Source organism: Pseudomonas sp. GV071 (assembly GCF_003050835.1).
Classification (GTDB): Bacteria; Pseudomonadota; Gammaproteobacteria; order Pseudomonadales; family Pseudomonadaceae; genus Aquipseudomonas.
The window spans coordinates 76,017-100,623 of the sequence record NZ_QAOJ01000017.1; the positions used below are offsets into that span (position 1 = coordinate 76,017).

Consider the following 24,607-nt stretch of genomic DNA (forward strand, 5'->3'; position numbering starts at 1 on the left):
GGTTACTGCGACTTGCGAACCCGCAGGTACCATTCGGACAGCAGGCGAACCTGCTTGTCGGTGTAGCCGCGCTCGACCATCCGCGAGACAAAATCGTTGTGCTTGGTTTGGTCCTCCTTGCTGGCCTTGGCGTTGAAGCTGATGACCGGCAGCAGGTCTTCGGTGTTGGAGAACATTTTCTTCTCGATCACCACCCGCAGCTTCTCGTAGCTGAGCCAGGTCGGGTTCTTGCCGTTATTGTTGGCCCGCGCTCGCAGCACGAAGTTGACGATCTCGTTGCGGAAATCCTTCGGATTGCTGATGCCGGCCGGCTTTTCGATTTTCTCCAGCTCTTCGTTGAGCGCCACGCGGTTGAGTATTTCGCCGGTTTCCGGGTCGCGGTATTCCTGATCCTGAATCCAGAAGTCGGCGTACAGCACGTAGCGGTCGAAGATGTTCTGCCCGTACTCGCTGTAGGACTCGAGGTAGGCGGTCTGGATTTCCTTGCCGATGAACTCGATGTAGCGCGGCGCCAGGTATTCCTTGATGTAGCGCAGGTAGCGTTCACGCACCTCGGCGGGGAATTGTTCCTGCTCGATCTGCTGTTCCAGCACATACAGCAGGTGCACCGGGTTGGCGGCAATTTCGTGCGGGTCGAAGTTGAATACCTTGGAGAGGATCTTGAAGGCGAAGCGGGTCGACAGGCCGTTCATGCCTTCGTCGACGCCTGCGCTGTCGCGGTATTCCTGAATCGACTTGGCTTTGGGGTCGGTGTCTTTCAGGTTTTCGCCGTCGTACACGCGCATTTTCGAGTAGACGTTGGAGTTGTCCGGCTCTTTCAGGCGCGATAGCACCGAGAACTGCGCGAGCATTTTCAACGTGTCGGGGGCGCAATGGGCCTTGGCCAGGGAGCTGTTGAACAGCAGCTTGTCGTAGATCTTGATCTCGTCACTGACGCGTAGGCAGTACGGCACCTTGACGATGTAGATCCGGTCGATGAACGCCTCGTTGTTCTTGTTGTTGCGGAAGCTGTGCCACTCCGACTCGTTGGAGTGCGCCAGCAACACGCCCATGAACGGAATCGCACCGAGGCCTTCGGTACTGTTGTAGTTGCCTTCCTGGGTGGCGGTGAGCAGTGGGTGCAGCACCTTGATCGGCGCCTTGAACATCTCCACGAACTCCATCATCCCCTGGTTGGCACGGCACAGCGCGCCGGAGTAACTGTAGGCGTCGGCGTCATTCTGCGGGAATTCTTCCAGCTTGCGGATATCCACCTTGCCGACCAAGGCGGAAATATCCTGGTTGTTGTCGTCGCCCGGCTCGGTTTTCGCCACGGCGATCTGGTTAAGGATCGACGGGTAGAGTTTCACCACGCGGAATTTGCTGATATCGCCGCCGAATTCGGCCAGGCGCTTGGTCGCCCACGGCGACATGATGGTGCTCAGGTAGCGCCGCGGAATGCCGAAGTCTTCTTCCAGAATGGCGCTGTCTTCGGCCGGGTTGAAGAGCCCCAGCGGCGACTCGAACACCGGCGAGCCCTTGATGGCGTAGAAGGGCACCTTCTCCATCAGCTGTTTGAGCTTTTCTGCCAGCGAGGATTTACCACCGCCCACCGGGCCGAGGAGGTAAAGGATCTGCTTCTTCTCTTCCAGGCCCTGCGCGGCATGGCGGAAGTAGGACACGATCTGGTCGATGCACTCTTCCATGCCATGGAAGTCTTCGAAGGCCGGATAGCGGCGGATCACCTTGTTGGAAAAGATCCGCGACAGTCTGGAGTTGTGCGAGGTATCCACCAACTCGGGCTCACCGATGGCCATCAGCAAGCGTTCAGCTGCCGTGGCGTAAGCGCTCTTGTCCTGCTTGCACAGGTCGAGATATTCCTGAAGGGAATATTCCTCCTGGCGAGTCGCTTCGAAGCGTTGTTGGAAGTGGCTGAAAATACTCATGACGTCACCTCGCTTGATGGTCGAGCCGGGCGGGATCGGTCGTGCGGGTGCTGGCAATCTGCCGACGAGTCGGCAAATGAGAATCCCCCAGAACACCTAAAGGTCGCTGCCGATAGCCCCGGAAGCCGGTGTGCCGGCTCTCCCCTATATGGATGGCCTGAGGCTAAGGATAGTTCGGAATTGGAGAGGTCAAGGACCGACAAACGATAAGCATGTGTCGGTCTTTGTTACAGGAGGGCGAGAGGCCAGGCAGGGCGCGGGGTAGACGCGTGGAAAAAATTATTCGGCAGTGCCTTCGGCGGTCTCGCCCGGATAAGTGGCACGCCACAGTTCGAAGCCGCCATCCAGGCTGTAAACCTCGGCGAAGCCCTGGCTGGCCAGGTACGCCGCTGCGCTCTGGCTGGAGTTGCCGTGGTAGCAGGAGACGATCAGCGGGGCATCGAGATCGGCCTGGGTGATGAAGTCGTGCAGGGAGTGGTTGTCCAGGTGCCGCGAGCCGCTGATGTGGCCCAGGGCAAAGCTTTGCGGGTCGCGGATATCCACCACCACGGCGCCTTGTTCGCGCAGGGCTTGGGCCTGTTCCGGGGGGATGCGTTTGAATTCGCTCATGCTGTGGGTTCCTTGCACTCGCAGCGATGCTGTTCGCCGCTGTCGACGTTGAGAAGGGTCATGGCACCGCCCCATACGCAGCCAGTGTCCAGGGCGGTGATGCCCGGCTCGTCGCAGCGGCCTTCGAGGGCGGCCCAGTGGCCGAAGATGATTTTCTGCCCGCGGGTCTTGCGTTGTTTGTAGCTGAACCACGGCGCATAACCCGGCGGGGCGCTGTCCATGCCCTCTTTGGTTTTCAGGTCGAGGGTGCCATCGGCTTTGCAGAAGCGCATGCGGGTGAAGTAGTTGGTGATCACCCGCAAGCGGGTGACGCCCTTGAGGTCGCTGTCCCAGCGGTTCGGCTCGTTGCCGTACATGCCATCGAGGAACGGCAGCAGGCGGGCGTCGTCGCGCAGCGCTTCTTCGACCTCCTCAGCGCAGCGCAGGGCCTTTTTCAGCGACCACTGCGGCGGGATGCCGGCATGCACCATGACGATGTCGCGCTCGGCGTCGTGATGCAGCAGTTTTTGCTGGCGCAGCCAGTCGAGCAGCTCGTCGCGGTCCGGGGCCTCGAGAATCTCGCGCAGCGTGTCGCCTTTTTTCAGGCGCTCGATGTTGTTCGCCGCGGCCAGCAGGTGCAGGTCATGGTTGCCCAGCACGCATACCACGGCTTCGCGCATGGCATACAGGTAGCGCAGGGTTTCCAGCGACTGTGGACCACGGTTGACCAGGTCACCGACCAGCCACAGCTTGTCTCTGGCTGGATCGAACGCAACGCGTTCCAGCAGGCATTTCAGTGGATCCAGGCAGCCTTGCAGGTCGCCAACCGCGTAAACCGTCATCAGTGCAGGGCTCCGGGGACGGCAAGGCGGAACGGTGCGATGACCGCATCGAAGCGTTTACCGTCATCGGCCAGCATCTGGTAGCTGCCTTGCATATTGCCCACGCGCGTGGCCATCAGGGTGCCGCTGCTGTAGGTGTGGCTGCCGCCGGCGTCGATGGTCGGTTGTTGGCCGATCACCCCGGGGCCGCGCACTTCCTGCACCCGGCCGTCGCCGTCGGTGATCAGCCAGTGCCGCGACAGCAGCTTGGCCGGCAGCTCGCCGTTGTTGCGGATAGTCACGGTGTAGGCGAACGCAAAGCGGTTCTGCTCCGGCTGCGACTGCTCCGGGAGGAAACGGGTAACGACGCTGACGTCGATCTGATAACGGGGATCGGACATGCGAAAGACTCAGTTAAGCGAACAGCAGGGTGTCGAGTTTAGTGTGCTGGCGCTGCAGTTGTCTGCTCATGCAGTTTGTCGGCCAGGCGCACGAAGGCGGCCAGGTCGAGCTGTTCCGGGCGCAGGCTGCCATCGACGCCAGCGGCTTCAATCTGCTCGCCGCTGAGTAGCGCTTTGAGCGTATTGCGCAGGGTCTTGCGGCGCTGGTTGAACGCTTCGCGCACCACGCGCTCGAGCAGGCGGTGATCTTTGGCCGGGTGCGGCAGGGTGGCGTGCGGCACCAGGCGAACGATGGCCGAGTCGACCTTCGGCGCCGGGTTGAACGCACCGGAGCCAACGTTGAACAGGTGCTCCACCGCGCAGTGGTACTGCACCATGATCGACAGCCGGCCCCAGTCGCCGCCCCCTGGCGTGGCAGCCAGGCGCTCGACCACTTCCTTTTGCAGCATGAAGTGCATGTCGCGGATCAGGCTGGCGTTTTCCAGCAGGTGAAAAATCAGCGGCGTTGAGATGTTGTACGGCAGGTTGCCGACTACCCGCAGGCTGTTGGGCGCCGGGTTGAGGCTGGTGAAGTCGAACTTCAGCGCGTCGCCCTGGTGCAGGGTGAAGTTGGCGTTGCTGTCGAACTTGCCTTTGAGGATCGGGATCAGGTCGAGGTCGAGCTCCACCACGTCGAGGGTGCCGCCGCTGGACAGCAAGCCCTCGGTCAGTGCGCCCTGGCCCGGGCCGATTTCCAGCAGGCGCTCGCCTGGCTTGGCGTGAATGGCGCGCAGGATACGGTGAATAACCCCGGCGTCATGCAGGAAGTTCTGGCCGAAGCGTTTGCGGGCGCGGTGTTGGTAATGCTCAGTCATAGGGGCTCTGTCGAATGCGCTGGCAGCCAGAGTGCGGGCTGCTGAAAAAGGGTCATTGCTGCCAGTTAAGGCGCAGGTCGGGATAAAAGAAAGGCCGCCGGCCGCCTCGGGCTAGCGGCTCTCGGCCATCTGGTAGGCGGTTTCCAGGGCTACTTGAAGACTGCCGCTGTCGATCTTGCCGCTGCCAGCCAGGTCCAGGGCGGTGCCGTGGTCCACCGAGGTGCGGATGATCGGCAGGCCCAGGGTCACGTTCACCGCGGCGCCGAAGCCTTTGTACTTGAGTACCGGCAGACCCTGATCGTGGTACATCGCCAGCACCGCGTCGCAGTGTTCCAGGTGTTTCGGAGTAAACAGGGTGTCGGCCGGCAATGGGCCGATCAGGTTCAGGCCGTCGGCGCGCAGACGCTCGAGCGTTGGCTCGATCACTTCAATTTCCTCGCGTCCCAAGTGGCCACCTTCGCCGGCATGGGGGTTGAGGCCGCACACCAGAATGCGCGGCGCGGCGATGCCGAACTTGTGCACCAGGTCGGCATGCAGAATCCGCGTCACCCGCTCCAGACGCTCGGCGGTAATCGCCGCAGCGACGTCCTTGAGCGGCAGGTGGGTGGTCACCAGTGCCACCCGCAGGCCGCGTGTGGCGAGCATCATCACCACTTGCTGGGTGTGGGTGAGGTCGGCGAGAAATTCGGTGTGGCCAGAAAAGGCGATGCCCGCTTCATTGATCACGCCCTTGTGTACCGGGGCGGTGATCATGCCCGCGAAGTCGCCGTTCAGGCAGCCTTCACCGGCACGGGTCAGGGTTTCCAGCACGTAGGCAGCGTTGGCTGTGTCGAGCTGGCCAGCCACTACCGGATTGCGCAGCGGGGTATCCCAGACGTACAGGGTGCCGGCAGGTGCCGGCGCGTCCGGCCAGGCATCCGGCGTTACCGCCAGCGCACGCACAGCCACACCCAACTGGGCGGCCCGCTCATTGAGCAGGTCGCAGCTGGCGATGGCGATCAGGGGGTATGGCTGGGAGTGCTGAGCGAGCAGCAGGCACAGGTCAGGACCTATGCCCGCCGGCTCGCCGGGTGTCAGAGCGAAGCGCGGTAGGGTCACAGTTTGACTTCTACGTACGCCTCGTCGCGGATCTGGCGCAACCAGGCTTGCAGCTCTTCGTCGTACTTACGGTTGCGCAGGGCGTTGAGGGCCTGCTGCTTGCGGAACTCGTCGCTGCTGTCAGTGGCGCGGCGGCCAAGGACTTCGAGAACGTGCCAGCCGTAAGGGCTCTTGAACGGTTTGGAGACTTGGCCGGTAGCAGTGTTGGCCATCACTTTCTGGAACTCCGGCACCAGGGTGCTTGGGTCGATCCAGTTGAGGTCGCCACCGTTAAGCGCTGAACCCGGGTCTTCGGAGAAGGCCTTGGCCAGTTCGGAGAAGTCTTCGCCAGCCATGATGCGGTCGTACAGACGCTGCACCAGACGCTCGGTTTCGGCTTCGCTGCGGATTTCGCTCGGTTTGATCAGGATGTGACGAACATGCACTTCGTCCTTCATCTGGCTGCCACCACCACGCTTTTCCAACAGCTTGATGATGATGAAGCCGCCTGGGGTGCGCATCGGTTCGGTGACATCACCCACCGACAGCGCGCCGACCATACCGTCGAACGGTGCTGGCAGTTGCGCAGCTTTACGCCAGCCCATGTCGCCGCCTTCCAGTGCGGTTTCGCTGCCGGAGCTGGCGATGGCCAGTTGGGCGAAGTCGGCACCTTGTTTCAGCTGCTGGTAGATCTGAGTGGCTTGCTTGTCAGCGGCCTGAATGGTTTCCGGCGAGGAGCTTTCCGGAACCGGGATGAGGATGTTGGCCAGGTGGAACTCTTCGGACAGCTGCATCTTGCCCAGGTCCGAGGCCAGGAAGTTCTGCACTTCCTGGTCGGTCACCTGAATGCGCTCTGCGACACGGCGTTGGCGCACACGGCTGATGATCATCTCGCGGCGTACCTGGTCACGGGCGTCGTCGAACGACAGACCGTCCTGGGCCAGAGCGGCGCGGAACTGCTCGACGCTCATGTTGTTGCGCTGGGCGATGGTGCCGATGGCCTGGTTCAGTTCTTCATCAGTGATGCGAATGCCGGAACGATCGCCAATCTGCAGCTGCAGGTTTTCGATGATCAGACGCTCCAGCACTTGCTGGCTGAGCACATGCTCCGGTGGCAAGGCCGCGCCGCGCTTGGCGATGGTGTTTTGCACTTCGCGCAGGCGGTCGTCCAACTGGCTTTGCATGATTACGTCGTTGTCGACGATGGCCACGACCCGGTCAATGGACTGCACTTCGGCCTGTGCCGCGGTACCCAGAAGCACTGCGCCCAGCAACAGCGGGCGCAGACAATCAGTAAGCTTGGTCTTCACGTTCACGATAACCTTGAATGCCTTGGTCGAGGAAACTCTCAACTTTGTTGCCGACAATGCCACCGAGGCCTTTCAGCACGATTTGCAGGAAGATCCCGCGGTCGCCTTTCTGTTCGCGCTGCAGGTCGAATTCGTCGTACTCGACCCAGTAACGGTTGATCACACGCAGTTTCCAGCAGCAGTTGTCGTATTCGAAACCACCAAAGGCTTCCAGCGTGCGGCTCTGGTTGTAGTCGAACTGCCAGCGAGCGATAGCGCTCCACTGCGGAACCACCGGCCAGATAACCGAGAAGTCGGACTGATCGATCTTGTACTCGTCGCCCGCCACTTCGAACTCGCCAGTGCGCGGGTTGAAGCGTTTGACGTCGTTGCGGTAGCGGTAGCCGGCGTTGACGATCTTGCCCGGGTTGGCTTCTGGCTGGTAATGCGCCATGACGTTGCCCGAGCGGGTTTCGCCGGCGTCCGGATCCCAGTTGAAGTCCGAGCTGACACGCCAGTCGCGGTTGATGCGGTATTGGCCAGTCAGGGCATACGGGGACACCGATGCTTCGTCTTTGGCGTCGATACCGGGCAACTGCACTTTGCGGTCTTCGAAGTAGAGGGTCTGACCGATCGCGACCTGGGCGCGCTCGAAACCGTTCGGTTCGATGAAGCTACTGCTGGTGCCGAGCGACAGCTGGTTGGCGTCGCCAATGCGGTCGCTGCTGGAGAAGCGGTTTTCACGGAACAGCGAGGCATAGCTGAACGGGGTTTCGCTGGTGTCGAAGATCGGAATGTCCGACTGATCGCGGTACGGCACGTTCAGGTAGTACAGGCGCGGTTCCAGAGTCTGGCGATACGCGTTGCCAAACAAGGTGGTGTTGCGGTCGAAGTACAGGCCGCTGTCGACGCTGTACAGCGGTACGCCACGGTCCTGGCTGCTGCTGAAGTCCTGGCCGGGCAGCAGGGAGTTTTTGCCCTGTTGATCGAGGTCCAGGCTGTAGTCGGTGTAGAGGTATTTGACCGTTGGCTTGACGTAACCCCAGTTCCAGTTCAGCGGCAAGCTGGCGCCTGGTTCCAGATGTACACGGTCACCGGTGGCGCGGGTCAGACCTTGCAGGTAGCTGTCCGGGCTGAGGTTGCCGTTGTAGCTGTACTCGTCGAGATTACGGTCGAAGCGCACGAACTCGGTGTTGTAGGTGAAGTTCAGGCCGCCCGGCTGGAACGGCAGAACGCCATCGAAGGTCACCTGTGGCAGACGGTCGTACGGGGTCACGTCGGTAACCGTGGCCAGCTGGTACTGATGCACATTGAGCTTGGCGTCGAAGCTGTCGCCGCGGAAGGTCAGTGCACCCTGCTGGTTGACGAAGGTCTGGTTGCTGACGTCCAGGTCTGTTTCCAGGTCCTGGAAGTAGTACGGGTCGCTGATCTTGGTGTAATCGATGGTGCCCAGCAGGCGCGAATCCAGACCGGTCTGGTTCTGCAAGCTGTACAGGTAACGCTGGTCTTCGTACTTCGGCTCGTCCTTGCGCTCGTCGTCGCCGTCATCCAGGTAAGCGGCGCTGACTTTGCCTTCGCTGCTTTGGGTGAGGTAACGGAACTCGCCTTCCATCATCACGCCGCGCTCGGACATGATGCGTGGGTACAAGGTGGCGTCGTAGTTCGGTGCCAGGTTGAAGTAGTACGGCGTTACCAGCATCAGGCCGGTATCGCTCGACGAACCGATGCTAGGCGGCAGGAAGCCGGACTGGCGACGGTCGTCGATCGGGAAATAGATGTACGGGGTGTAGAAGATCGGGATGTCTTTGACCCGCAACGTCACGTTGGTGGCGGTACCGAAACCGGTCGCCTGGTTCAAGGTGATGTTGTTGCCCTTCAGGTTCCAGGCATTGCTGCCGGGTTCGCAACGGGTGTAGGTACCATCCTTGAGGCGGATGATCGAATCTTCCTGGCGCTTGGCATACAGCGCGCTACCGCGAACGCTGGCCTTGTGCAGCACGTACTCGGCGTTGTCGATTTGCGCTTCGCCAGTGTCGAGCTGAATCTTGGCGTGGTCACCGACCACCAGTGCGCCGTTGTCACGCAGGCGTACATTGCCGTTCAGCTCGCCACGGTTCTCGGCTTGCAGCAGGCTGGCCTCGTCGGCCTGCACCTGCATGCTGCCCTGGCGCATGATCACATCACCGGCAAGGGTGGCGACCTGTTGTTCCTGCTCGTAGCGCGAGGCTTTGGCGGACAGATAAGTTGGCGCGTCTTTCTTCGCCGTCTTGTCGTTCATGCCAGGCCGCTCAGGCTCGATATACGCACCGGAGCAGTACGGGCCGGTTTCGGCCAGTTGCTCAGCGGTGAGCTTGTCGCGCGGAACCCAGTCGAGGTGACTGTAGTCAGCACTGCGAGACTTGAGGGCTTTGCCCTTGCTGTCAGTAACCAGCTGCGGCTTGGCCTCGTCGGCGACAGCTTCACCCGAGGCGACCGTGCTGGTCTTCTCGGCCGAGGTGCCCGCCAGTGAGCTCACCGCACCGGCGCTATGCACGGGGCGAGGAGGCAACACGGCGTTGTCCGCTTTCGGCGCACACGCCCAGCCACCCGAAGGCGACACCTGGCAGTCATACTGCTCGGCGGCGACCACGTATTGGGTAGCAACAGGTTGCAAGGCCAATAGGCTGCCGGTAACCAGCAGAGGGAATTTTTTACGAAACGCGGGGTATTTTACTGCCATCTTGTAGTCCGGGCTTCCTGCGCGCCATCGGCCCGCTAGGACCGCACGCCTCTCGATGGGCTGAAAAAGATGCTGGATAATAAAGCATGACCCGCACAACGGCTAGGGCCGTCGGAGACCCTTGTAATGCTTGATGAAGATGTACGCCTGCAACAGCTGTCGGTGTGGCTCGATGAGCAACTGCCCGCCCTTTTTGCCGCCCGCGGCTGGGGGGCGGTTCCCCCCGCAACCCTTACTGCCGCTAGCAGCGACGCCAGTTTCCGGCGTTATTTTCGCTGGCATGGCGAGGGTCGCACGTTCATCGTGATGGACGCGCCACCGCCTCAGGAAGACTGTCGGCCCTTCGTAAAAGTCGCCGGTTTGTTGGCTGAAGCAAAAATAAATGTGCCGGAAATTTTGGCCGAAGATCTCCAGCGCGGTTTTTTATTGCTGCCCGACCTTGGTCGCCAGACCTACCTCGACGTCATTAATGAAGAGAATGCCGACGCCTTGTTCGCCGATGCGCTACGAGCGCTGTTGGCGTTTCAGCAATTGCCGCAGCACACGCCGTTACCCAGTTACGACCACGCCTTGCTGACTCGTGAACTGCAGTTGTTCCCCGACTGGTATGTGCGCCATGAACTGGGCCTGGAGTTTACTGAGGCGCAACAAGCGGCCTGGCAACGTATCTGCACCGTATTAATCGACAGCGCCCTGGCCCAGCCGAAGGTGCTGGTGCATCGCGACTACATGCCACGCAATCTGATGCTCAGCGAGCCGAACCCCGGCGTGTTGGATTTTCAGGATGCGGTGTATGGCCCGGTTACCTATGACGTCACCAGTCTGTTCAAGGACGCCTTCCTCAGTTGGCCGGAGGCGCGTGTGCGCGGCTGGCTGACCCAATACTGGCAGCAGGCCGGCGCCCTGGGCATTCCGGTGCAGGCCGAGCTTGAAGAGTTCCTCCGCGCCAGCGACCTGATGGGCTTGCAGCGCCACCTCAAGGTGATCGGTATTTTCGCGCGTATCTGCCACCGCGACGGCAAGCCGAAATACCTCGGCGATGTGCCGCGCTTCTTCTCCTATATAGAAGCGGTACTGGCCCGGCGTCCGGAGCTGGCGGAATTGGGCGAGCTGTTTGCCAGCCTGCGCCAGGCCAAGGCGGCCACCATATGAAGGCGATGATTCTGGCCGCAGGCAAGGGTGAGCGCATGCGCCCCCTGACCCTGCACACGCCCAAGCCGCTGATCCCGGTCGCCGGTGTGCCGCTGATCGAGTACCACCTGCGAGCCTTGGCAGCAGCCGGTTTCAAGGAGGTGGTAATCAACCACGCCTGGCTCGGTCAGCAGATCGAAGACCACCTCGGCGACGGCGCGCAGTTCGGTCTGCGCATCGTCTATTCGCCAGAAGGCGAGCCGCTGGAAACCGGTGGCGGCATTTTCCGCGCATTGCCGCTGTTGGGTGAAGAACCTTTCCTGGTGGTCAATGGCGACGTCTGGACGGACTACGATTTTCGCGCGATCCCTCAGCACCTCAATGGCCTGGCCCACCTGGTGATGATCGACAACCCCGCGCATCACCCTGCCGGCGATTTCATTCTGCGTGACGGCCAGCTCAGCGACGGTCAGCCGGGTGCGGCGACCCTGACCTACAGCGGTATCGCCATTCTCGCGCCAGCGTTGTTCGACGGTTGCCAGCCTGGTCCCTTCAAGCTGGCGCCGCTGCTGCGCGAAGCAATGGCGGCAGGGCAGGTGAGTGGCGAACATCACCGCGGGCACTGGGTGGATGTCGGCACCCATGAGCGCCTGGCCGAAGTCGAACACCTGCTGGCGGTGGCCGGCTGATGCTCTGGCCAGCGACCTTTGTCGGGGCCACCGCCGGGTTGGCGCTGGCCAGTATTCCGGGCGCCTTGCTGGGCATTCTGCTTGGCCAGGTGGTGGACCGGCGCATGGCCCTGGAAAGCTGGGACGACTTGCGTGGTCGGCTCAAAGGCGCACGGCCTACCGGGGTGTCAGACCAGGACCTGCTCTTTGTGTTGCTCGGCCGTTTGGCCAAGAGTGATGGCCAGGTGCTGGAAGTGCATATCCAGCAAGCGCGTGCAGAAATGCAGCGTCTGCAATTGAGCGACGGCGAACAGCGCCGTGCCATCGAGGCTTTTACTCGCGGCAAGAATGGTCAGGACGGTTTGCGCCTGCCGCTGCGGCGTTTACGCAGCCAGGTGCTGGCGGGCGAAGAAGTGTTGCGCGCCTGTTGGCGCATGGCTTGGGCCGATGGTCGTGCCACCAGCACCGAGCGTGAGTTGTTGGTGTTGTGGGGCAAATGGCTGGGCCTGCGGCATGACCGGGTGACCGCGCTGGGCGCCGAGTTCGAACCGCGCAGAAGCACTAACGTGGTCAGCAGTGTTACCTATGAACAGGCGCTGCGGGTGTTGAACGTGGCCCATGGCAGCGACGTACAGACCATCAAGAATGCCTACCGCCGCCTGCTCAGTCGTCACCACCCGGACAAGCTGGTGGGCGCAGGTGCGAGCCCGGCCAAAGTGCGCGAAGCCACCGAAAAAACCCGCGAGTTGCACAGTGCCTATGCGGTGGTGCGCGAGCAACGCGGGTTTCGCTGACCCATAGGGGCCCGTAGGAGCGGCTTTAGCCGCGATGCTGTTGATCTAAAAACATCGCGGCTGAAACCGCTCCTACGGGTGAATGCTGTTGTTAGATCCCCGGCGATGTCGGCTCTGGCGGCGGTGGCGGTTCGGGGGCTTCGGCCGGCGCCGGGGCGTCAGGCCTGGCTGCGCCGGATTGCAGGTGTTGGCTCAACCAGCCTTTGACCCGCCGATACAACTGCTCCTGCTCGGTCGCCCGATCCCCCGGTAGCGCGCCCATGGCCACCTGGATATACGCCGGGTGTTTCTGCCGTTTGCTGGCCTCCTTGCGCAACTTGGCGGCGTCGCGGTCGAGGGGCAGGTCTTTGTAATAGAAGTCGCCGGTGGCCAATTTCAACTCAGGCACCAAGTCCTCCAGCACCGGGCTGAAGCCCACCGGTTTTTCCGCTGCCACCAGAATCAGATTGCTCACCTGTTTGGGCTTGTTGTCGGCCAGATAACGCGCCGCCCAGTAACCACCACTGCCATGTCCGAGCAGGACAATGGCTTTGGCTTTCTTCTCTTGGGCAAAGGCGATTGCGGCTTCGATGCGTGCGCTGACGCGGGTGGCGTGGGTGGTGCGCTGTTCTTCGCTGATGCCGCTCGGTGGCGGCGTGTTGTCGGCCGGCACGGCGGCATTTTCAGGTGTGGTGGCTGGCGCGGCTTCTGTGGTGTCGGTAGGTGGCGCATCCGCTTTCTTCTCTTCGCCTGCGGGCGGCGCGGCTTCTTCAATGGGGCGCAGCGGCGGCTCATCGCCTTGAGGGTCGGGCAGGCTCAAGCTCAGGGTATGCCAGCCGGCATCCGGCAGTTTTTCTCGCAGCGGCGCCATGGCTTGCGGCCAGTCTGCGGTCTCGCCGTCGCCTGGGATCAGGATAATCACCCCGGTGGCATCGCCGACATTGGCCAGCTTCCACAGGGCGAGGAATTCTTCATCGCCAGCCTTGAGCAGTTGCTGCTCCTTTTCAGGCACCCGTTTGGCCAGGGCGGCGGCATCGTCGACACTGCGTTCACTCAGCGGCGCCCGTTCGACGGCAGCGGCAGGCGCTTCGCCTTCCTTGGCCGGCACCGACTCATCGGCGGCATGCAAAGCGCCGCACAGCAGCAGCGACAACAGGGCAAGGCGCGGGCGCAGCAGGCGGGGCATCGGGTGAATCCTTGGTGATGGTGATGGGTGCAGCCTAATCGGCTGTCGGCTATTTGTCAGGCGTGGAGTAAGGTAGGCCGCTTTCCACCCCGTCGCCGAGGTTTGCTGGGGATGATTCGTTACCTCCTGGCCACCTGCCTGCTGCTGATTATGTGGCTGCCGGATGCCGCCTTCAGTGACACGGCTGCGCCGCCGCTGGCTTTGAGTGCCGAGCAGAGCGACTGGCTGGCCGCGCACAAACAGCTGCGCGTCGGCGTGGTGCTGCAAGCGCCCTATGCGCAGATGGACCGCCGCGTGCAGAAGCTCTCCGGCGCCCATGTCGACCTGATGAAAGCCCTGGCCAGCGCCCTCAATGTGGAGCTGGTGTGGCAAACCTATCCCGACCAGGCCGCCCTCGAAGCTGCCGCTCAAGCGCGCTTGTTCGACCTTGCGCCCGGGCAGATGCAAACCCCCGCCGGCCTGCGCCAATGGCTGTACTCCGACCCCTATATGCGTGTGCCGCAACTGGTGGTGGGCGCGCGCCTGGGCGGTGCCGCGGTGGACTTCGAGCAGTTGGGTAGCAACGACCCGGTGGCGGTGCGTCAGCCCAGCGCGGTGGCCGATTACCTGCGTACCTCCTATTCCAACCTCAACCTGCAGCGCGTCGACAACGAGCGCCAGGCCCTGCAGAACCTGCTGGCCCAGCAGGTGAAATACGTGGTCATCGACGAGGCGCAGCTCAGTCGACTGTCGGGCGAGGCGGAGTTCGCCGAGCTGGCGGTGGTCGGCGATATCGGTTTTCCGCAGTTGCTGCGGGTGGCTTCGCGGCGTGACTGGCCGGAGCTCTCCGCCCTGGTCGACAAGGCCCTGGCCGCGCTGTCGCCCAAGCAACTGGACCAACTGCATAACCGCTGGGTACAGATCAAATACCCGCGCCTGAGCGAGTCCCCCGGCTTCTGGCAGAACCTCACCAGCCTGTTTGGCGTGTTGCTCGCGGCGGCAGTGGCCTGCCTGTTCTGGCTGCGCCGCCAGGTGCGCAATCTGGAGCGTGGGTTGCTGAATGCTCGCCATGCCCTGGAGCTGCGTGAGGCCGCCGAAGAGGCTTTGCGCCTGACCCAGTTTTCCATCGACCAGAGCACCGTCGGCATTCTCTGGGTCAACTGGGACAGCCACGTGCGCTATGCCAACCGCGCCGCCGAACAGATGCTCGGCTACCCGCCTGGCGGGGTGGTGGAACGGCCGCTGGCGGCCTTCGACCCGAACCTGCACATGGACCGCTGGCTGGCGCTGTGGAAACGCGCACGCGGCAGCGACGGCGAGCCGCTGAGTTTCGAAAGCAATCTGCAGCGCGCCGACGCCAGCACCTTGCCGGCCGATGTGTCGCTGAGCTTTCTGCGTTTTCGCCAGGCCGAATACCTGGTGGTGTACATCACTGACGTCACCGAGCGGCGCCGTGCCCTGGCCGCCTTGCAGGAAAGTCAGGCGCGCCTGCAGGGCATTGCCGCCAACGTGCCGGGCATGGTCTTTCGCCTGGAGCGCCCGCACGTCGGTGCCGAGGTCGAGTTCGCGTTTATCAGCGACGGCAGCGAAGGCATGGTCGGTTATCCCGCCGCTGTGTTGCAGGCTCGCGACCGCGGCCTGCGCAGCCTGGTCTACAGCGAGGACAAGGCCAGCTACCACGGCAGCCAGGACCTGGCTTTCGCCAACGACCGCGACTGGCACTGGCAGGGCCGCATCCTCACGGAGGGTGGCGAGCAGCGCTGGGCCGACATCAAGGCCATGGCCCGCCGTCTGGACGATAACTCGGTGGTCTGGGACGGCATCGCCTGGGACATCACCGACAACAAACGCATCGAGTTGGAGCTGGCCGATTCCCGTGCCCAGCTGCGCGAATTGTCGGCGCACCTGGAGAGCGTGCGTGAAGAAGAAAAAGCCCGCATCGCCCGCGAAGTGCACGATGAACTCGGCCAGGTACTGACCGTGCTGAAACTGGAAACCTCGATGTGCGAACTGGCCTATGCCGAGCTGGACCCCGGTTTGCAGGACCGCCTGAACAGCATGAAGCGCCTGATCGCCAACCTGTTCCAGCTCGTGCGGGATGTGGCCACGGCGCTGCGTCCACCGATTCTGGATGCCGGCATCGCCTCGGCCATCGAGTGGCAGGCGCAGCGCTTCGAAGCGCGCACGCAGATTCCCTGCATCGTGCAGGTGCCGGACAACCTGCCGGCGCTGGCGGATGCCAAGGCCATTGGCCTGTTCCGCATTTTGCAGGAAGCGCTGACCAACGTGATGCGCCACGCCCAGGCGCATACTGTCGAACTGCGCCTGGCCCTGGAGGGTGACCAGCTGTGCCTGACCGTAGTCGATGACGGCATCGGCTTTGTCGCGCAACCGGGGCGCAGCGCTTCGTTCGGCCTGGTGGGCATGCGCGAGCGCGTGCTGATGTTGGGCGGCACCTTGCGCCTGGATAGCGAGGTGGGCGAGGGCACCACCCTGACCGTGCGTATTCCGTTAGTTTGAGTAGGAGAATTTGCCGTGATCCGTGTACTGGTCGCCGAAGACCACACCATTGTTCGTGAAGGCATCAAGCAGCTGATTGGCCTGGCCAAAGACCTCTGTGTTGTTGGCGAAGCGAGCAATGGCGAGCAACTGCTGGAAACTCTGCGCCAGACCGAGTGCGAAGTGGTCTTGCTGGATATTTCCATGCCTGGCGTCAACGGCCTGGAGTCGATTCCACGGATTCGCGCACTGAACAATCCGCCGGCGATTCTGGTGCTGTCGATGCACGACGAAGCGCAGATGGCCGCCCGCGCCCTCAAGGCTGGCGCCGCGGGTTATGCCACCAAGGACAGTGATCCGGCGTTGCTGCTGACGGCGATTCGGCGGGTGGCTTCGGGCGGGCGCTATATAGACCCGGACTTGGCCGACCGCATGGTGTTCGAAGTGGGGCTTACCGATTCGCGGCCGCTGCATACGCGGTTGTCGGAGCGCGAGTTTTCCGTGTTCGAGCGGCTGGTGCAGGGCGCCAACGTCAACGACATTGCCCAGCAACTGGCGCTGAGCAACAAGACCATCAGCACCCATAAGGCGCGGCTGATGCAGAAGCTCAATGCCAGCTCGGTGGCGGACTTGGTTAAGTACGCGATGGAGCACAAGTTGGTCTAACGCGTTTTGCCAATCGTGTAGGAGCGGCTTCAGCCGCGATGCTCTTAAGATCAAAAGCATCGCGGCTGAAGCCGCTCCTACGAAAAGCAAAAGCACTCACATACCTGATAGCGACCCTATTTCCCCCTTTGCCCGCTCTGCCCCCGCATCCCTCGGCCTGGCAATACCCAATCGCGCCAACGGGGTAGGGCGATCCCTACCCTCAGTCTTCCGGCTTGCTTATAGCAATCTCTCATAGCCCCCGATTTGCGCTGCCTTCAGGTGCCTCTAGCCTTAAGGCACGACGTACAAAATCAAAAAGGTGGGGTCATGGTCGAGTCGCAAGTGAACGATGTGCTGGTCAGCTTTCGTGGCGTTCAGAAGAGCTACGACGGCGAGAACCTCATCGTCAAAGACCTCAACCTGGAGATTCGCAAAGGTGAGTTCCTCACCCTGCTGGGGCCGTCCGGCTCGGGCAAGACCACCAGCCTGATGATGCTCGCCGGCTTTGAAACGCCCACTGCTGGCGAAATCCAGTTGGCCGGCCGCTCCATCAACAACGTGCCGCCGCACAAGCGCGACATCGGCATGGTGTTCCAGAACTACGCGCTGTTTCCGCACATGACCGTGGCCGAGAACCTGGCCTTCCCGCTCACCGTGCGCGGCATGAACAAGACCGACGTCAGTGAGCGCGTGAAGCGTGCGCTGTCGATGGTGCAGCTCGACAGCTTCCGCAATCGCTACCCCGGCCAGCTCTCGGGTGGCCAGCAACAGCGTGTGGCCCTGGCCCGCGCGCTGGTGTTCGAGCCGCAACTGGTGCTGATGGATGAACCCCTGGGGGCGCTGGACAAACAGCTGCGTGAGCACATGCAGATGGAGATCAAGCACCTGCACCAACGCCTGGGTGTGACCGTGGTGTATGTGACCCACGACCAGGGCGAAGCGCTGACCATGTCCGACCGTGTGGCCGTATTCCATCAGGGCGAGATCCAGCAAATCGCCCCGCCGCGCACCCTCTACGAAGAGCCGAAGAACACCTTCGTCGCCAACTTCATTGGCGAGAACAACCGCCTCAATGGCCGCCTGGTCAGCCGCGAAGGCGACCGCTGCGTGGTCGAGCTGGCGCGTGGCGAGAAGGTCAATGCTCTGGCGGTGAACGTCGGTCAGCCGGGCGAGCCGGTGACCTTGTCGGTGCGTCCTGAGCGCGTACTGCTCAACAGCGCCAGCGACGTCTGCAGCAACCGTTTTTCCGGCCGTGTGGCCGAATTTATCTACCTGGGCGACCACGTGCGTGTGCGCCTGGAGGTGTGTGGCAAGGCCGATTTCTACGTCAAACAACCCATCGCCGATCTCGATCCGGCATTGGCAGTGGGCGACGTGGTACCCCTCGGCTGGCAAGTGGAACACGTCAGAGCTCTGGATCCGCTTTTGGAACAAGCCTGACCGCTTTGAAGTTCGCAGTTGGTTATCGCGTCATTCAACTCAGCACTGTGGAGAACAACAATGAAACAAGCACTGAAACTAGTCACCGTGGCACTTGGGCTGGCGGTTGCCGCTCAGTCCATGGCGGCCGATCTGACCGTTATCTCGTTCGGGGGAGCGAACAAGGCAGCCCAGGTCAAAGCGTTCTACCAGCCGTGGGAAGCAGCTGGCAAAGGCAAGATCATCGCCGGTGAATACAACGGTGAAATGGCCAAGGTCAAAGCCATGGTCGACACCAACAGCGTGTCCTGGGACCTGGTGGAAGTAGAGTCGCCAGAACTGTCGCGCGGCTGCGATGAAGACATGTTCGAAACCCTCGACCCCGCCCTGTTCGGCAACAAGGCCGACTACGTACCCGGCGCGATCCAGAGCTGCGGGGTTGGCTTCTTCGTGTGGTCCACGGTGTTGGCGTACAACGCCGACAAGCTGAAAACCGCACCGACCAGCTGGGCCGATTTCTGGGACACCAGTAAATTCCCGGGCAAACGTGGCCTGCGTAAAGGCGCCAAGTACACCCTCGAATTCGCCCTGATGGCCGACGGCGTGGCGCCGAAAGACGTCTACAAAGTGCTGGCCAGCAAAGACGGCCAGAACCGCGCATTCAAGAAACTCGACGAGCTGAAACCGAACATCCAGTGGTGGGAAGCCGGCGCCCAGCCGCCGCAATACCTCGCCTCCGGTGATGTGGTAATGAGCTCTGCCTACAACGGCCGTATCGCCGCTGTGCAGAAAGAAAGCAACCTGAAAGTGGTGTGGACCGGCGGCATCTACGATTTCGACGCCTGGGCCATTCCGAAGGGTTCGAAAAACGCCGAAGAAGCCAAGAAGTTCATCGCCTACTCGGTTCAGCCTGAGCAGCAGAAGATCTACTCGGAAAACATCGCCTACGGCCCGGCCAACTCCAAAGCGGTTGCCCTGCTGGACAAAGGCATCCTCAAAGACATGCCGACCACCCCGGAAAACATCGCCGATCAAGTGCAGATCGACGTGACCTTCTGGGCCGATAACGGCGAGCAGTTGGAGCAGCGCTTCAACTCGTGGGCTGCCAAGTAATAGAGCATATGCTGTAACCGCTGTAGGCAAGACCGTCACCTGCGTTCGTGCGCAGGTGGCGTTTACAGATTTCTTTACCGGAGTTAGCCATGGCCGTCGCCGCCCCCACTTTGAAACAACGCCTCGCGCGTGCCGAGCGGGTCAACCGCCTCAAGGCACAAGCGCTGATCGCGCCGCTGGTGCTGTTTCTGCTGCTGGTGTTTCTGGTGCCGATCGTGGCGCTGCTTTACAAGAGCGTCGCCAACCCGGAAGTGGTCAATGGCCTGCCGCGCACCGTGGTGGCTGTCGCCGAGTGGGATGGCAAAGGCCTGCCGGCTGAGCCGGTGTACCAAGCCATCAGCGAAGACCTGGGCGAAGCCCGCAAGAATCAAGTCTTGGGCGATCTGTCCAAGCGTCTGAATATGGAATCAGCCGGCTACCGCAGCCTGCTGATGAAAACCGCGAAAGCGCTGCCGTTCGCGGAAACCCCTGCCTCTTATAAAGAAGCGCTGGAAGGCCTGGATGAACGCTGGGGCGACCCGGCGTACTGGCAAGTGATCCGCCGCAACACCAGCAGCGTCACCCCGTACTACCTGCTGGCGGCTGTCGATCACCGCATCGACGATGTCGGCGAAGTGGCGCCAGCCACTCCGGACCAGGCCATCTACCTGGATATTTTCGCCCGTACGTTCTGGATGGGCCTGGTGATCACCGCTATCTGCCTGGTGCTGGCCTACCCGCTGGCCTACCTGTTGGCCAACCTGCCTTCGCGGCAAAGCAACCTGCTGATGATTCTGGTGCTGCTGCCGTTCTGGACTTCGATTCTGGTGCGTGTCGCGGCCTGGATTGTGTTGCTGCAATCGGGCGGTCTGATCAACAGCGCGCTGCTGGCCATGGGCATTATCGATAAGCCGCTGGAGCTGGTTTTCAATCGCTCCGGGGTGTACATCGCGATGGTCCACATCATGCTGCCGTTCATGATTCTGCCGATCTACAGCGTAATGAAGGGCATCTCACCCACCTACATGCGTGCGGCGATTTCCCTTGGCTGCCACCCGTTTGCGAGCTTCTGGCGGGTGTACTTCCCGCAGACTCTGGCCGGTGTCGGCGCCGGTTGCTTGTTGGTGTTCATCCTCGCCATTGGCTACTACATCACCCCGGCGCTGCTGGGCAGCCCGACCGATCAGATGGTCAGCTACTTTGTCGCCTTCTACACCAACACCAGCATCAACTGGGGCATGGCCACGGCCCTGGGCGGCCTGCTGCTGTTCGCCACCCTGGCCCTCTACGTGGTTTACAGCTGGCTGGTGGGCGCAAGCCGCCTGCGCCTGAGCTGATAAGGAGAACATTCGATGCAAAGCCCTTACATGTCTCCGATCGAACGCGTTTGGTACTACACCCTGCGCGGCCTGTGCGCGCTGGTGCTGCTGTTTCTGATTCTGCCGGTGCTGGTGATCGTGCCGCTGTCGTTCAACTCCGGCAGTTTTCTGGTCTACCCACTGCAAGGCTTCTCGTTGCACTGGTACCAGGACTTCTTTGCCTCGGCCGACTGGATGCGCTCGCTGAAAAACAGCCTGATCGTCGCCCCAGCCGCCACCGTGCTGGCCATGGTGTTCGGTACCCTGGCGGCCATCGGTCTGACCCGCGGCGAGTTCCGTGGCAAGGCGCTGGTGATGAGCCTGGTGATTTCGCCGATGGTGGTGCCGGTGGTGATCGTCGGCGTGGCCAGCTACCTGTTCTTCGCGCCGCTGGGCCTGGGCAACAGCTACCTGTCGCTGATCGTGGTGCATGCCGTGCTCGGCGTGCCGTTTGTGATCATCACCGTGTCGGCGACCCTGCAGGGCTTCAACTACAACTTGGTACGTGCCGCAGCCAGCCTGGGCGCTTCGCCGATTACCGCGTTCCGCCGGGTAACCTTGCCGTTGATTGCCCCAGGGGTGATTTCTGGCGCGCTGTTCGCCTTTGCCACCTCCTTCGATGAAGTGGTGGTGACCCTGTTCCTCGCCGGCCCCGGCCAGGCGACCTTGCCGCGGCAGATGTTCAGCGGCATTCGCGAGAACCTCAGCCCGACCATCGCCGCGGCGGCGACTCTGTTGATCGGCTTCTCCGTGGTGTTGCTGCTGACCCTGGAGTGGTTGCGTGGGCGCAGTGAGAAGCTGCGTACTTCTTCGAGCGAAAGCTGATAAGCAAAAGCTCGCGGCTGAAGCCCCTCCCACAGTGACCGAGTTGGTTGTGGGAGGGGCTTCAGCCGCGATGCTTTTGCTCTCCCCCTACCAAAGCAGCACGCTACGTCCTGATACATGACAGGCGAATTGCAGAACTCCTCGGGTACAATGCCGGCCTTGATTTGTCATGAGGTGCGCCATGCAACCTTTCGCTATTGCCCCATCCATCCTCTCCGCCGACTTCGCCCGCCTGGGTGAGGAAGTGGATAACGTGCTTGCCGCTGGCGCCGACATCGTCCACTTCGATGTGATGGACAACCACTACGTGCCTAACCTCACCATCGGTCCGATGGTCTGCTCGGCACTGCGCAAGTACGGCGTGACCGCGCCGATTGACGTGCACCTGATGGTCTCCCCAGTGGACCGCATCATCGGTGACTTCATCGACGCCGGCGCCACCTACATCACCTTCCACCCTGAAGCCTCCCAGCACATCGACCGCTCCCTGCAGTTGATCAAGGCGGGTGGCTGCAAAGCCGGCCTGGTGTTCAACCCGGCCACCTCGCTGGAAAGCCTCAAGTACGTGATGGACAAGATCGACATGATCCTGCTCATGAGCGTCAACCCAGGCTTTGGCGGGCAGAAGTTCATTCCCGGCACCCTAGACAAGCTGCGCGAAGCCCGCGCCCTGATCGATGCCTCGGGCCGCGACATCCGCCTGGAAATCGACGGCGGTGTGAACGTGCAGAACATCCGTGAAATCGCTGCGGCCGGTGCTGACACCTTCGTTGCCGGTTCGGCCATCTTCAATACCCCGGACTACGCGGCCGTCATCGCCCAGATGCGCGCTGAACTCGCGCTCGCGCGCCCATGAGTGGCTTCGCGCAGGTGCTCGCCGGGCGCATGCCGCGCCTGGTGATGTTCGACCTGGATGGCACCCTGATCGACTCGGTGCCGGATCTGGCCGCCGCTGTCGACCAGATGCTCAAACAGCTCAAGCGCCCGGCCGCCGGTATCGAACAGGTACGTACCTGGGTCGGTAACGGCGTGCGCGTGCTGGTGCGCCGTGCCCTGGCCGGCGACATGGACCACGCCGCAGTCAGCGAGGAAGACACCGAGCAGGCGCTGGCGATCTTTATGGAGCTGTATGCCGACAATCATGCTTTGAGCACCCTTTATCCCGGAGTGCGCGAAACCCTGAAGTGGCTGAAAAGCCAGGGCATCGAGATGGCCCTGATCACCAACAAGCCCGAGCGCTTTGTCGGGCCGCTGTTGGATGAAATGAAGATCGGGCGGTACTTTCGCTGGATCATCGGCGGCGACACCCTGCCGCAGCAGAAGCCTGATCCTGCGGCGTTGAATGTGGTAATGCAGATGGCCGAAGTGTCGGCCGGTGAGGCCGTGTTTGTCGGCGATTCGCGTAGCGATGTGCTGGCGGCCAAAGCGGCTGGCGTGCAATGTGTGGCGATGAGCTACGGCTACAACCACGGTCGGCCGATTGCCGAAGAAGATCCCGCCCTGGTGATCGACGATCTGCGCCAACTGCTGCCTGATTGCGTCGAGCCTGCCGCTGAGATAATGTTGCCCGACGCTGTCAAATCCCCCCGCCCAAGAGATGCCATCGTGGTGGTCACCCGCAAACACTGGTTCGTTAAATCCGGGATGAAAATCCTCAAGGCCCTGGCCCGTTGGCGTTGGCGCGCCTGATTCGAGCCCGGCCGCAAGGCCTACGTGTTTGCCGTTACGACCCTAAACCTGAGCCATACGGTTGCAATAAACCAAGCGAGGGCACGCAGTTGAAGAACTGCCGATAGCCCCGAGGTGCTGCAACCGCAATCAGGTTTTTACCCTCAAGCCATGAGGCTGTTTACATGAACCGCGAAGAATTCCTGCGTCTAGCCGCTGAAGGCTATAACCGCATCCCGCTTGCCTGCGAAACCCTGGCCGACTTCGACACGCCGCTGTCGATCTACCTGAAGCTGGCCGACCAACCTAACTCCTATCTGCTCGAGTCCGTCCAGGGCGGCGAAAAGTGGGGGCGTTATTCGATCATCGGCTTGCCGTGCCGCACCGTGGTACGCGTGCATGACCATCACGTCAGCGTGACTCATGACGGCGTCGAGATCGAAAGCCTGGACAGCGAAGACCCGCTGGCCTTCGTTGAAAGCTTCAAAGCCCGCTACAACGTGCCGACCATCGCCGGCCTGCCGCGCTTCAACGGCGGCCTGGTGGGGTACTTCGGCTACGACTGTGTACGGTATGTAGAGAAGCGCTTGGGCAAGAGCCCGAATCCGGACCCGATTGGTGTACCGGACATTCTGCTGATGGTCTCCGATGCCGTGGTGGTGTTCGACAACCTGGCCGGCAAGATGCACGCGATTGTACTGGCCGACCCGGCCCAGCCGAACGCGTACGAAGAAGGCCTGGCGCGCCTCGAAGAGTTGCTGGAAAAACTTCGCCAGCCGATCACCCCGCGCCGTGGCCTGGACTTCACCAAGGAGTCCGGCGTCGAGCCGAACTTCCGCTCCAGCTTCACCCGTGAGGACTACGAGCGTTCGGTCGACACCATCAAGGAATACATCCTCGCCGGCGACTGCATGCAGGTGGTGCCGTCGCAGCGTATGTCCATCGATTTCAAGGCCGCGCCCATCGACCTGTACCGGGCGCTGCGCTGCTTCAACCCGACGCCTTATATGTACTTCTTCAACTTCGGCGACTTCCATGTGGTCGGCAGTTCGCCAGAAGTGCTGGTGCGCGTCGAAGACAACCTGATCACCGTGCGCCCGATTGCCGGCACTCGCCCGCGCGGCGCCACCGAAGAAGCCGATCTGGCGTTGGAGCAAGATCTGCTGGCCGATGCCAAGGAAATTGCCGAGCATCTGATGCTGATCGACCTGGGCCGTAACGACACCGGGCGGGTCTCGGAAATCGGCACCGTGAAGCTCACCGAGAAGATGGTGATCGAGCGGTATTCCAACGTGATGCACATCGTTTCCAACGTCACTGGCCAGCTGAAAAGCGGGCTGACGGCAATGGACGCCCTGCGCGCAATTCTGCCGGCGGGCACCTTGTCCGGGGCACCAAAGATCCGCGCGATGGAAATCATCGACGAACTGGAGCCGGTCAAACGTGGGGTCTACGGCGGCGCCGTGGGTTACCTGGCGTGGAACGGCAACATGGACACCGCCATCGCGATTCGCACTGCGGTGATCAAGAACGGTGAACTGCATGTGCAGGCCGGGGGCGGCATCGTTGCCGACTCGGTGCCCGCGCTGGAGTGGGAAGAGACGCTGAACAAGCGCCGCGCGATGTTTCGTGCGGTGGCCTTGGCCGAACAAACCACCCACAACCCAGACGCCTAAGGAGCACCTGC

21 protein-coding genes are annotated in these 24,607 nt (G+C 62.0%); 12 read left to right on the forward strand and 9 right to left on the reverse strand.

Annotated features, from left to right (window positions below; all coding sequences use genetic code 11):
* Nucleotides 1-2: 2 nt before the first annotated feature.
* From C8K61_RS24830 to C8K61_RS24865, 8 genes are all read right to left on the reverse strand, one after another.
* Entirely contained in the window at nt 3-1,925 is a 1,923-nt protein-coding gene (locus tag C8K61_RS24830; RefSeq protein WP_108099270.1) for a PrkA family serine protein kinase, read from the reverse strand.
* A 279-nt stretch (nt 1,926-2,204) separates the two neighbouring features.
* The gene (gene glpE, locus C8K61_RS24835; RefSeq protein WP_108099271.1) at nt 2,205-2,534 is read right to left on the reverse strand and encodes a thiosulfate sulfurtransferase GlpE; all 330 of its coding nucleotides are present in this window, start codon (nt 2,532-2,534) and stop codon (nt 2,205-2,207) included.
* On the reverse strand, nt 2,531-3,355 hold the full coding sequence (locus tag C8K61_RS24840; protein ID WP_108099272.1) for a symmetrical bis(5'-nucleosyl)-tetraphosphatase: 825 nt from the start codon (nt 3,353-3,355) through the stop codon (nt 2,531-2,533). The genes glpE and C8K61_RS24840 overlap by 4 nt, the downstream gene beginning before the upstream one ends.
* Complete coding sequence (apaG, locus tag C8K61_RS24845) at nt 3,355-3,735, reverse strand: Co2+/Mg2+ efflux protein ApaG (protein WP_108099274.1); 381 nt, start codon at nt 3,733-3,735, stop codon at nt 3,355-3,357. Before apaG ends, C8K61_RS24840 begins: the two co-directional genes overlap by 1 nt.
* 38 nt (nt 3,736-3,773) lie before the next feature.
* Nucleotides 3,774-4,589, reverse strand: a complete 816-nt coding sequence (gene rsmA / locus C8K61_RS24850; RefSeq protein ID WP_108099276.1) for a 16S rRNA (adenine(1518)-N(6)/adenine(1519)-N(6))-dimethyltransferase RsmA — start codon at nt 4,587-4,589, stop codon at nt 3,774-3,776.
* A gap of 111 nt (nt 4,590-4,700) precedes the next feature.
* Nucleotides 4,701-5,687 (reverse strand): 4-hydroxythreonine-4-phosphate dehydrogenase PdxA, encoded by a 987-nt coding sequence (gene pdxA, locus C8K61_RS24855; protein ID WP_108099278.1) that lies wholly within the window; start codon nt 5,685-5,687, stop codon nt 4,701-4,703.
* Nucleotides 5,684-6,976: a peptidylprolyl isomerase gene (locus tag C8K61_RS24860; protein WP_178086508.1), complete on the reverse strand. Its 1,293-nt coding sequence runs from the start codon at nt 6,974-6,976 to the stop codon at nt 5,684-5,686. The genes pdxA and C8K61_RS24860 overlap by 4 nt, the downstream gene beginning before the upstream one ends.
* Complete coding sequence (locus tag C8K61_RS24865) at nt 6,957-9,674, reverse strand: LPS-assembly protein LptD (protein ID WP_108099282.1); 2,718 nt, start codon at nt 9,672-9,674, stop codon at nt 6,957-6,959. Before C8K61_RS24865 ends, C8K61_RS24860 begins: the two co-directional genes overlap by 20 nt.
* Nucleotides 9,675-9,800: 126 nt before the next feature.
* On the opposite strand from C8K61_RS24865, the gene C8K61_RS24870 reads away from it, so the two are divergent.
* The 3 genes from C8K61_RS24870 to C8K61_RS24880 are packed head-to-tail and all read left to right on the forward strand — an operon-like array spanning nt 9,801 to nt 12,267.
* Nucleotides 9,801-10,826: an aminoglycoside phosphotransferase family protein gene (locus C8K61_RS24870; protein WP_108099284.1), complete on the forward strand. Its 1,026-nt coding sequence runs from the start codon at nt 9,801-9,803 to the stop codon at nt 10,824-10,826.
* Nucleotides 10,823-11,494: an N-acetylmuramate alpha-1-phosphate uridylyltransferase MurU gene (gene murU / locus C8K61_RS24875; RefSeq protein ID WP_108099286.1), complete on the forward strand. Its 672-nt coding sequence runs from the start codon at nt 10,823-10,825 to the stop codon at nt 11,492-11,494. Before C8K61_RS24870 ends, murU begins: the two co-directional genes overlap by 4 nt.
* Nucleotides 11,494-12,267, forward strand: a complete 774-nt coding sequence (locus C8K61_RS24880; RefSeq protein WP_108099288.1) for a TerB family tellurite resistance protein — start codon at nt 11,494-11,496, stop codon at nt 12,265-12,267. The genes murU and C8K61_RS24880 overlap by 1 nt, the downstream gene beginning before the upstream one ends.
* A gap of 91 nt (nt 12,268-12,358) precedes the next feature.
* On the opposite strand, the gene C8K61_RS24885 is transcribed toward C8K61_RS24880, so the two are convergent.
* On the reverse strand, nt 12,359-13,432 hold the full coding sequence (locus tag C8K61_RS24885) for an alpha/beta hydrolase family protein (RefSeq protein WP_108099290.1): 1,074 nt from the start codon (nt 13,430-13,432) through the stop codon (nt 12,359-12,361).
* A gap of 111 nt (nt 13,433-13,543) precedes the next feature.
* On the opposite strand from C8K61_RS24885, the gene C8K61_RS24890 reads away from it, so the two are divergent.
* The 9 genes from C8K61_RS24890 (at nt 13,544) to trpE (ending at nt 24,596) form a co-directional block, all read left to right on the forward strand.
* A complete protein-coding gene (locus C8K61_RS24890) occupies nt 13,544-15,931 on the forward strand; it encodes a PAS domain S-box protein (protein ID WP_108099291.1) in 2,388 nt (795 codons plus the stop codon).
* Nucleotides 15,932-15,946: 15 nt separating this feature from the next.
* The gene (locus tag C8K61_RS24895; RefSeq protein ID WP_108099293.1) at nt 15,947-16,576 is read left to right on the forward strand and encodes a response regulator transcription factor; all 630 of its coding nucleotides are present in this window, start codon (nt 15,947-15,949) and stop codon (nt 16,574-16,576) included.
* Between the two features lie 309 nt (nt 16,577-16,885).
* Nucleotides 16,886-17,998: an ABC transporter ATP-binding protein gene (locus tag C8K61_RS24900; RefSeq protein WP_108099295.1), complete on the forward strand. Its 1,113-nt coding sequence runs from the start codon at nt 16,886-16,888 to the stop codon at nt 17,996-17,998.
* Nucleotides 17,999-18,058: 60 nt separating this feature from the next.
* Nucleotides 18,059-19,090, forward strand: a complete 1,032-nt coding sequence (locus C8K61_RS24905) for an ABC transporter substrate-binding protein (protein ID WP_108099297.1) — start codon at nt 18,059-18,061, stop codon at nt 19,088-19,090.
* A gap of 89 nt (nt 19,091-19,179) precedes the next feature.
* Nucleotides 19,180-20,406 (forward strand): ABC transporter permease, encoded by a 1,227-nt coding sequence (locus C8K61_RS24910; RefSeq protein WP_108099299.1) that lies wholly within the window; start codon nt 19,180-19,182, stop codon nt 20,404-20,406.
* 15 nt (nt 20,407-20,421) lie between these two features.
* The gene (locus C8K61_RS24915; protein ID WP_108099301.1) at nt 20,422-21,252 is read left to right on the forward strand and encodes an ABC transporter permease; all 831 of its coding nucleotides are present in this window, start codon (nt 20,422-20,424) and stop codon (nt 21,250-21,252) included.
* Nucleotides 21,253-21,433: 181 nt separating this feature from the next.
* Entirely contained in the window at nt 21,434-22,108 is a 675-nt protein-coding gene (gene rpe, locus C8K61_RS24920; RefSeq protein ID WP_108099303.1) for a ribulose-phosphate 3-epimerase, read from the forward strand.
* Entirely contained in the window at nt 22,105-22,941 is an 837-nt protein-coding gene (locus tag C8K61_RS24925) for a phosphoglycolate phosphatase (RefSeq protein ID WP_108099305.1), read from the forward strand. The genes rpe and C8K61_RS24925 overlap by 4 nt, the downstream gene beginning before the upstream one ends.
* A gap of 164 nt (nt 22,942-23,105) precedes the next feature.
* Nucleotides 23,106-24,596 carry an anthranilate synthase component I gene (gene trpE / locus C8K61_RS24930; RefSeq protein ID WP_108099307.1) on the forward strand — a complete coding sequence of 497 codons (1,491 nt, stop codon included), beginning with the start codon at nt 23,106-23,108 and terminating at the stop codon, nt 24,594-24,596.
* The last annotated feature ends 11 nt before the right edge of the window (nt 24,597-24,607 follow it).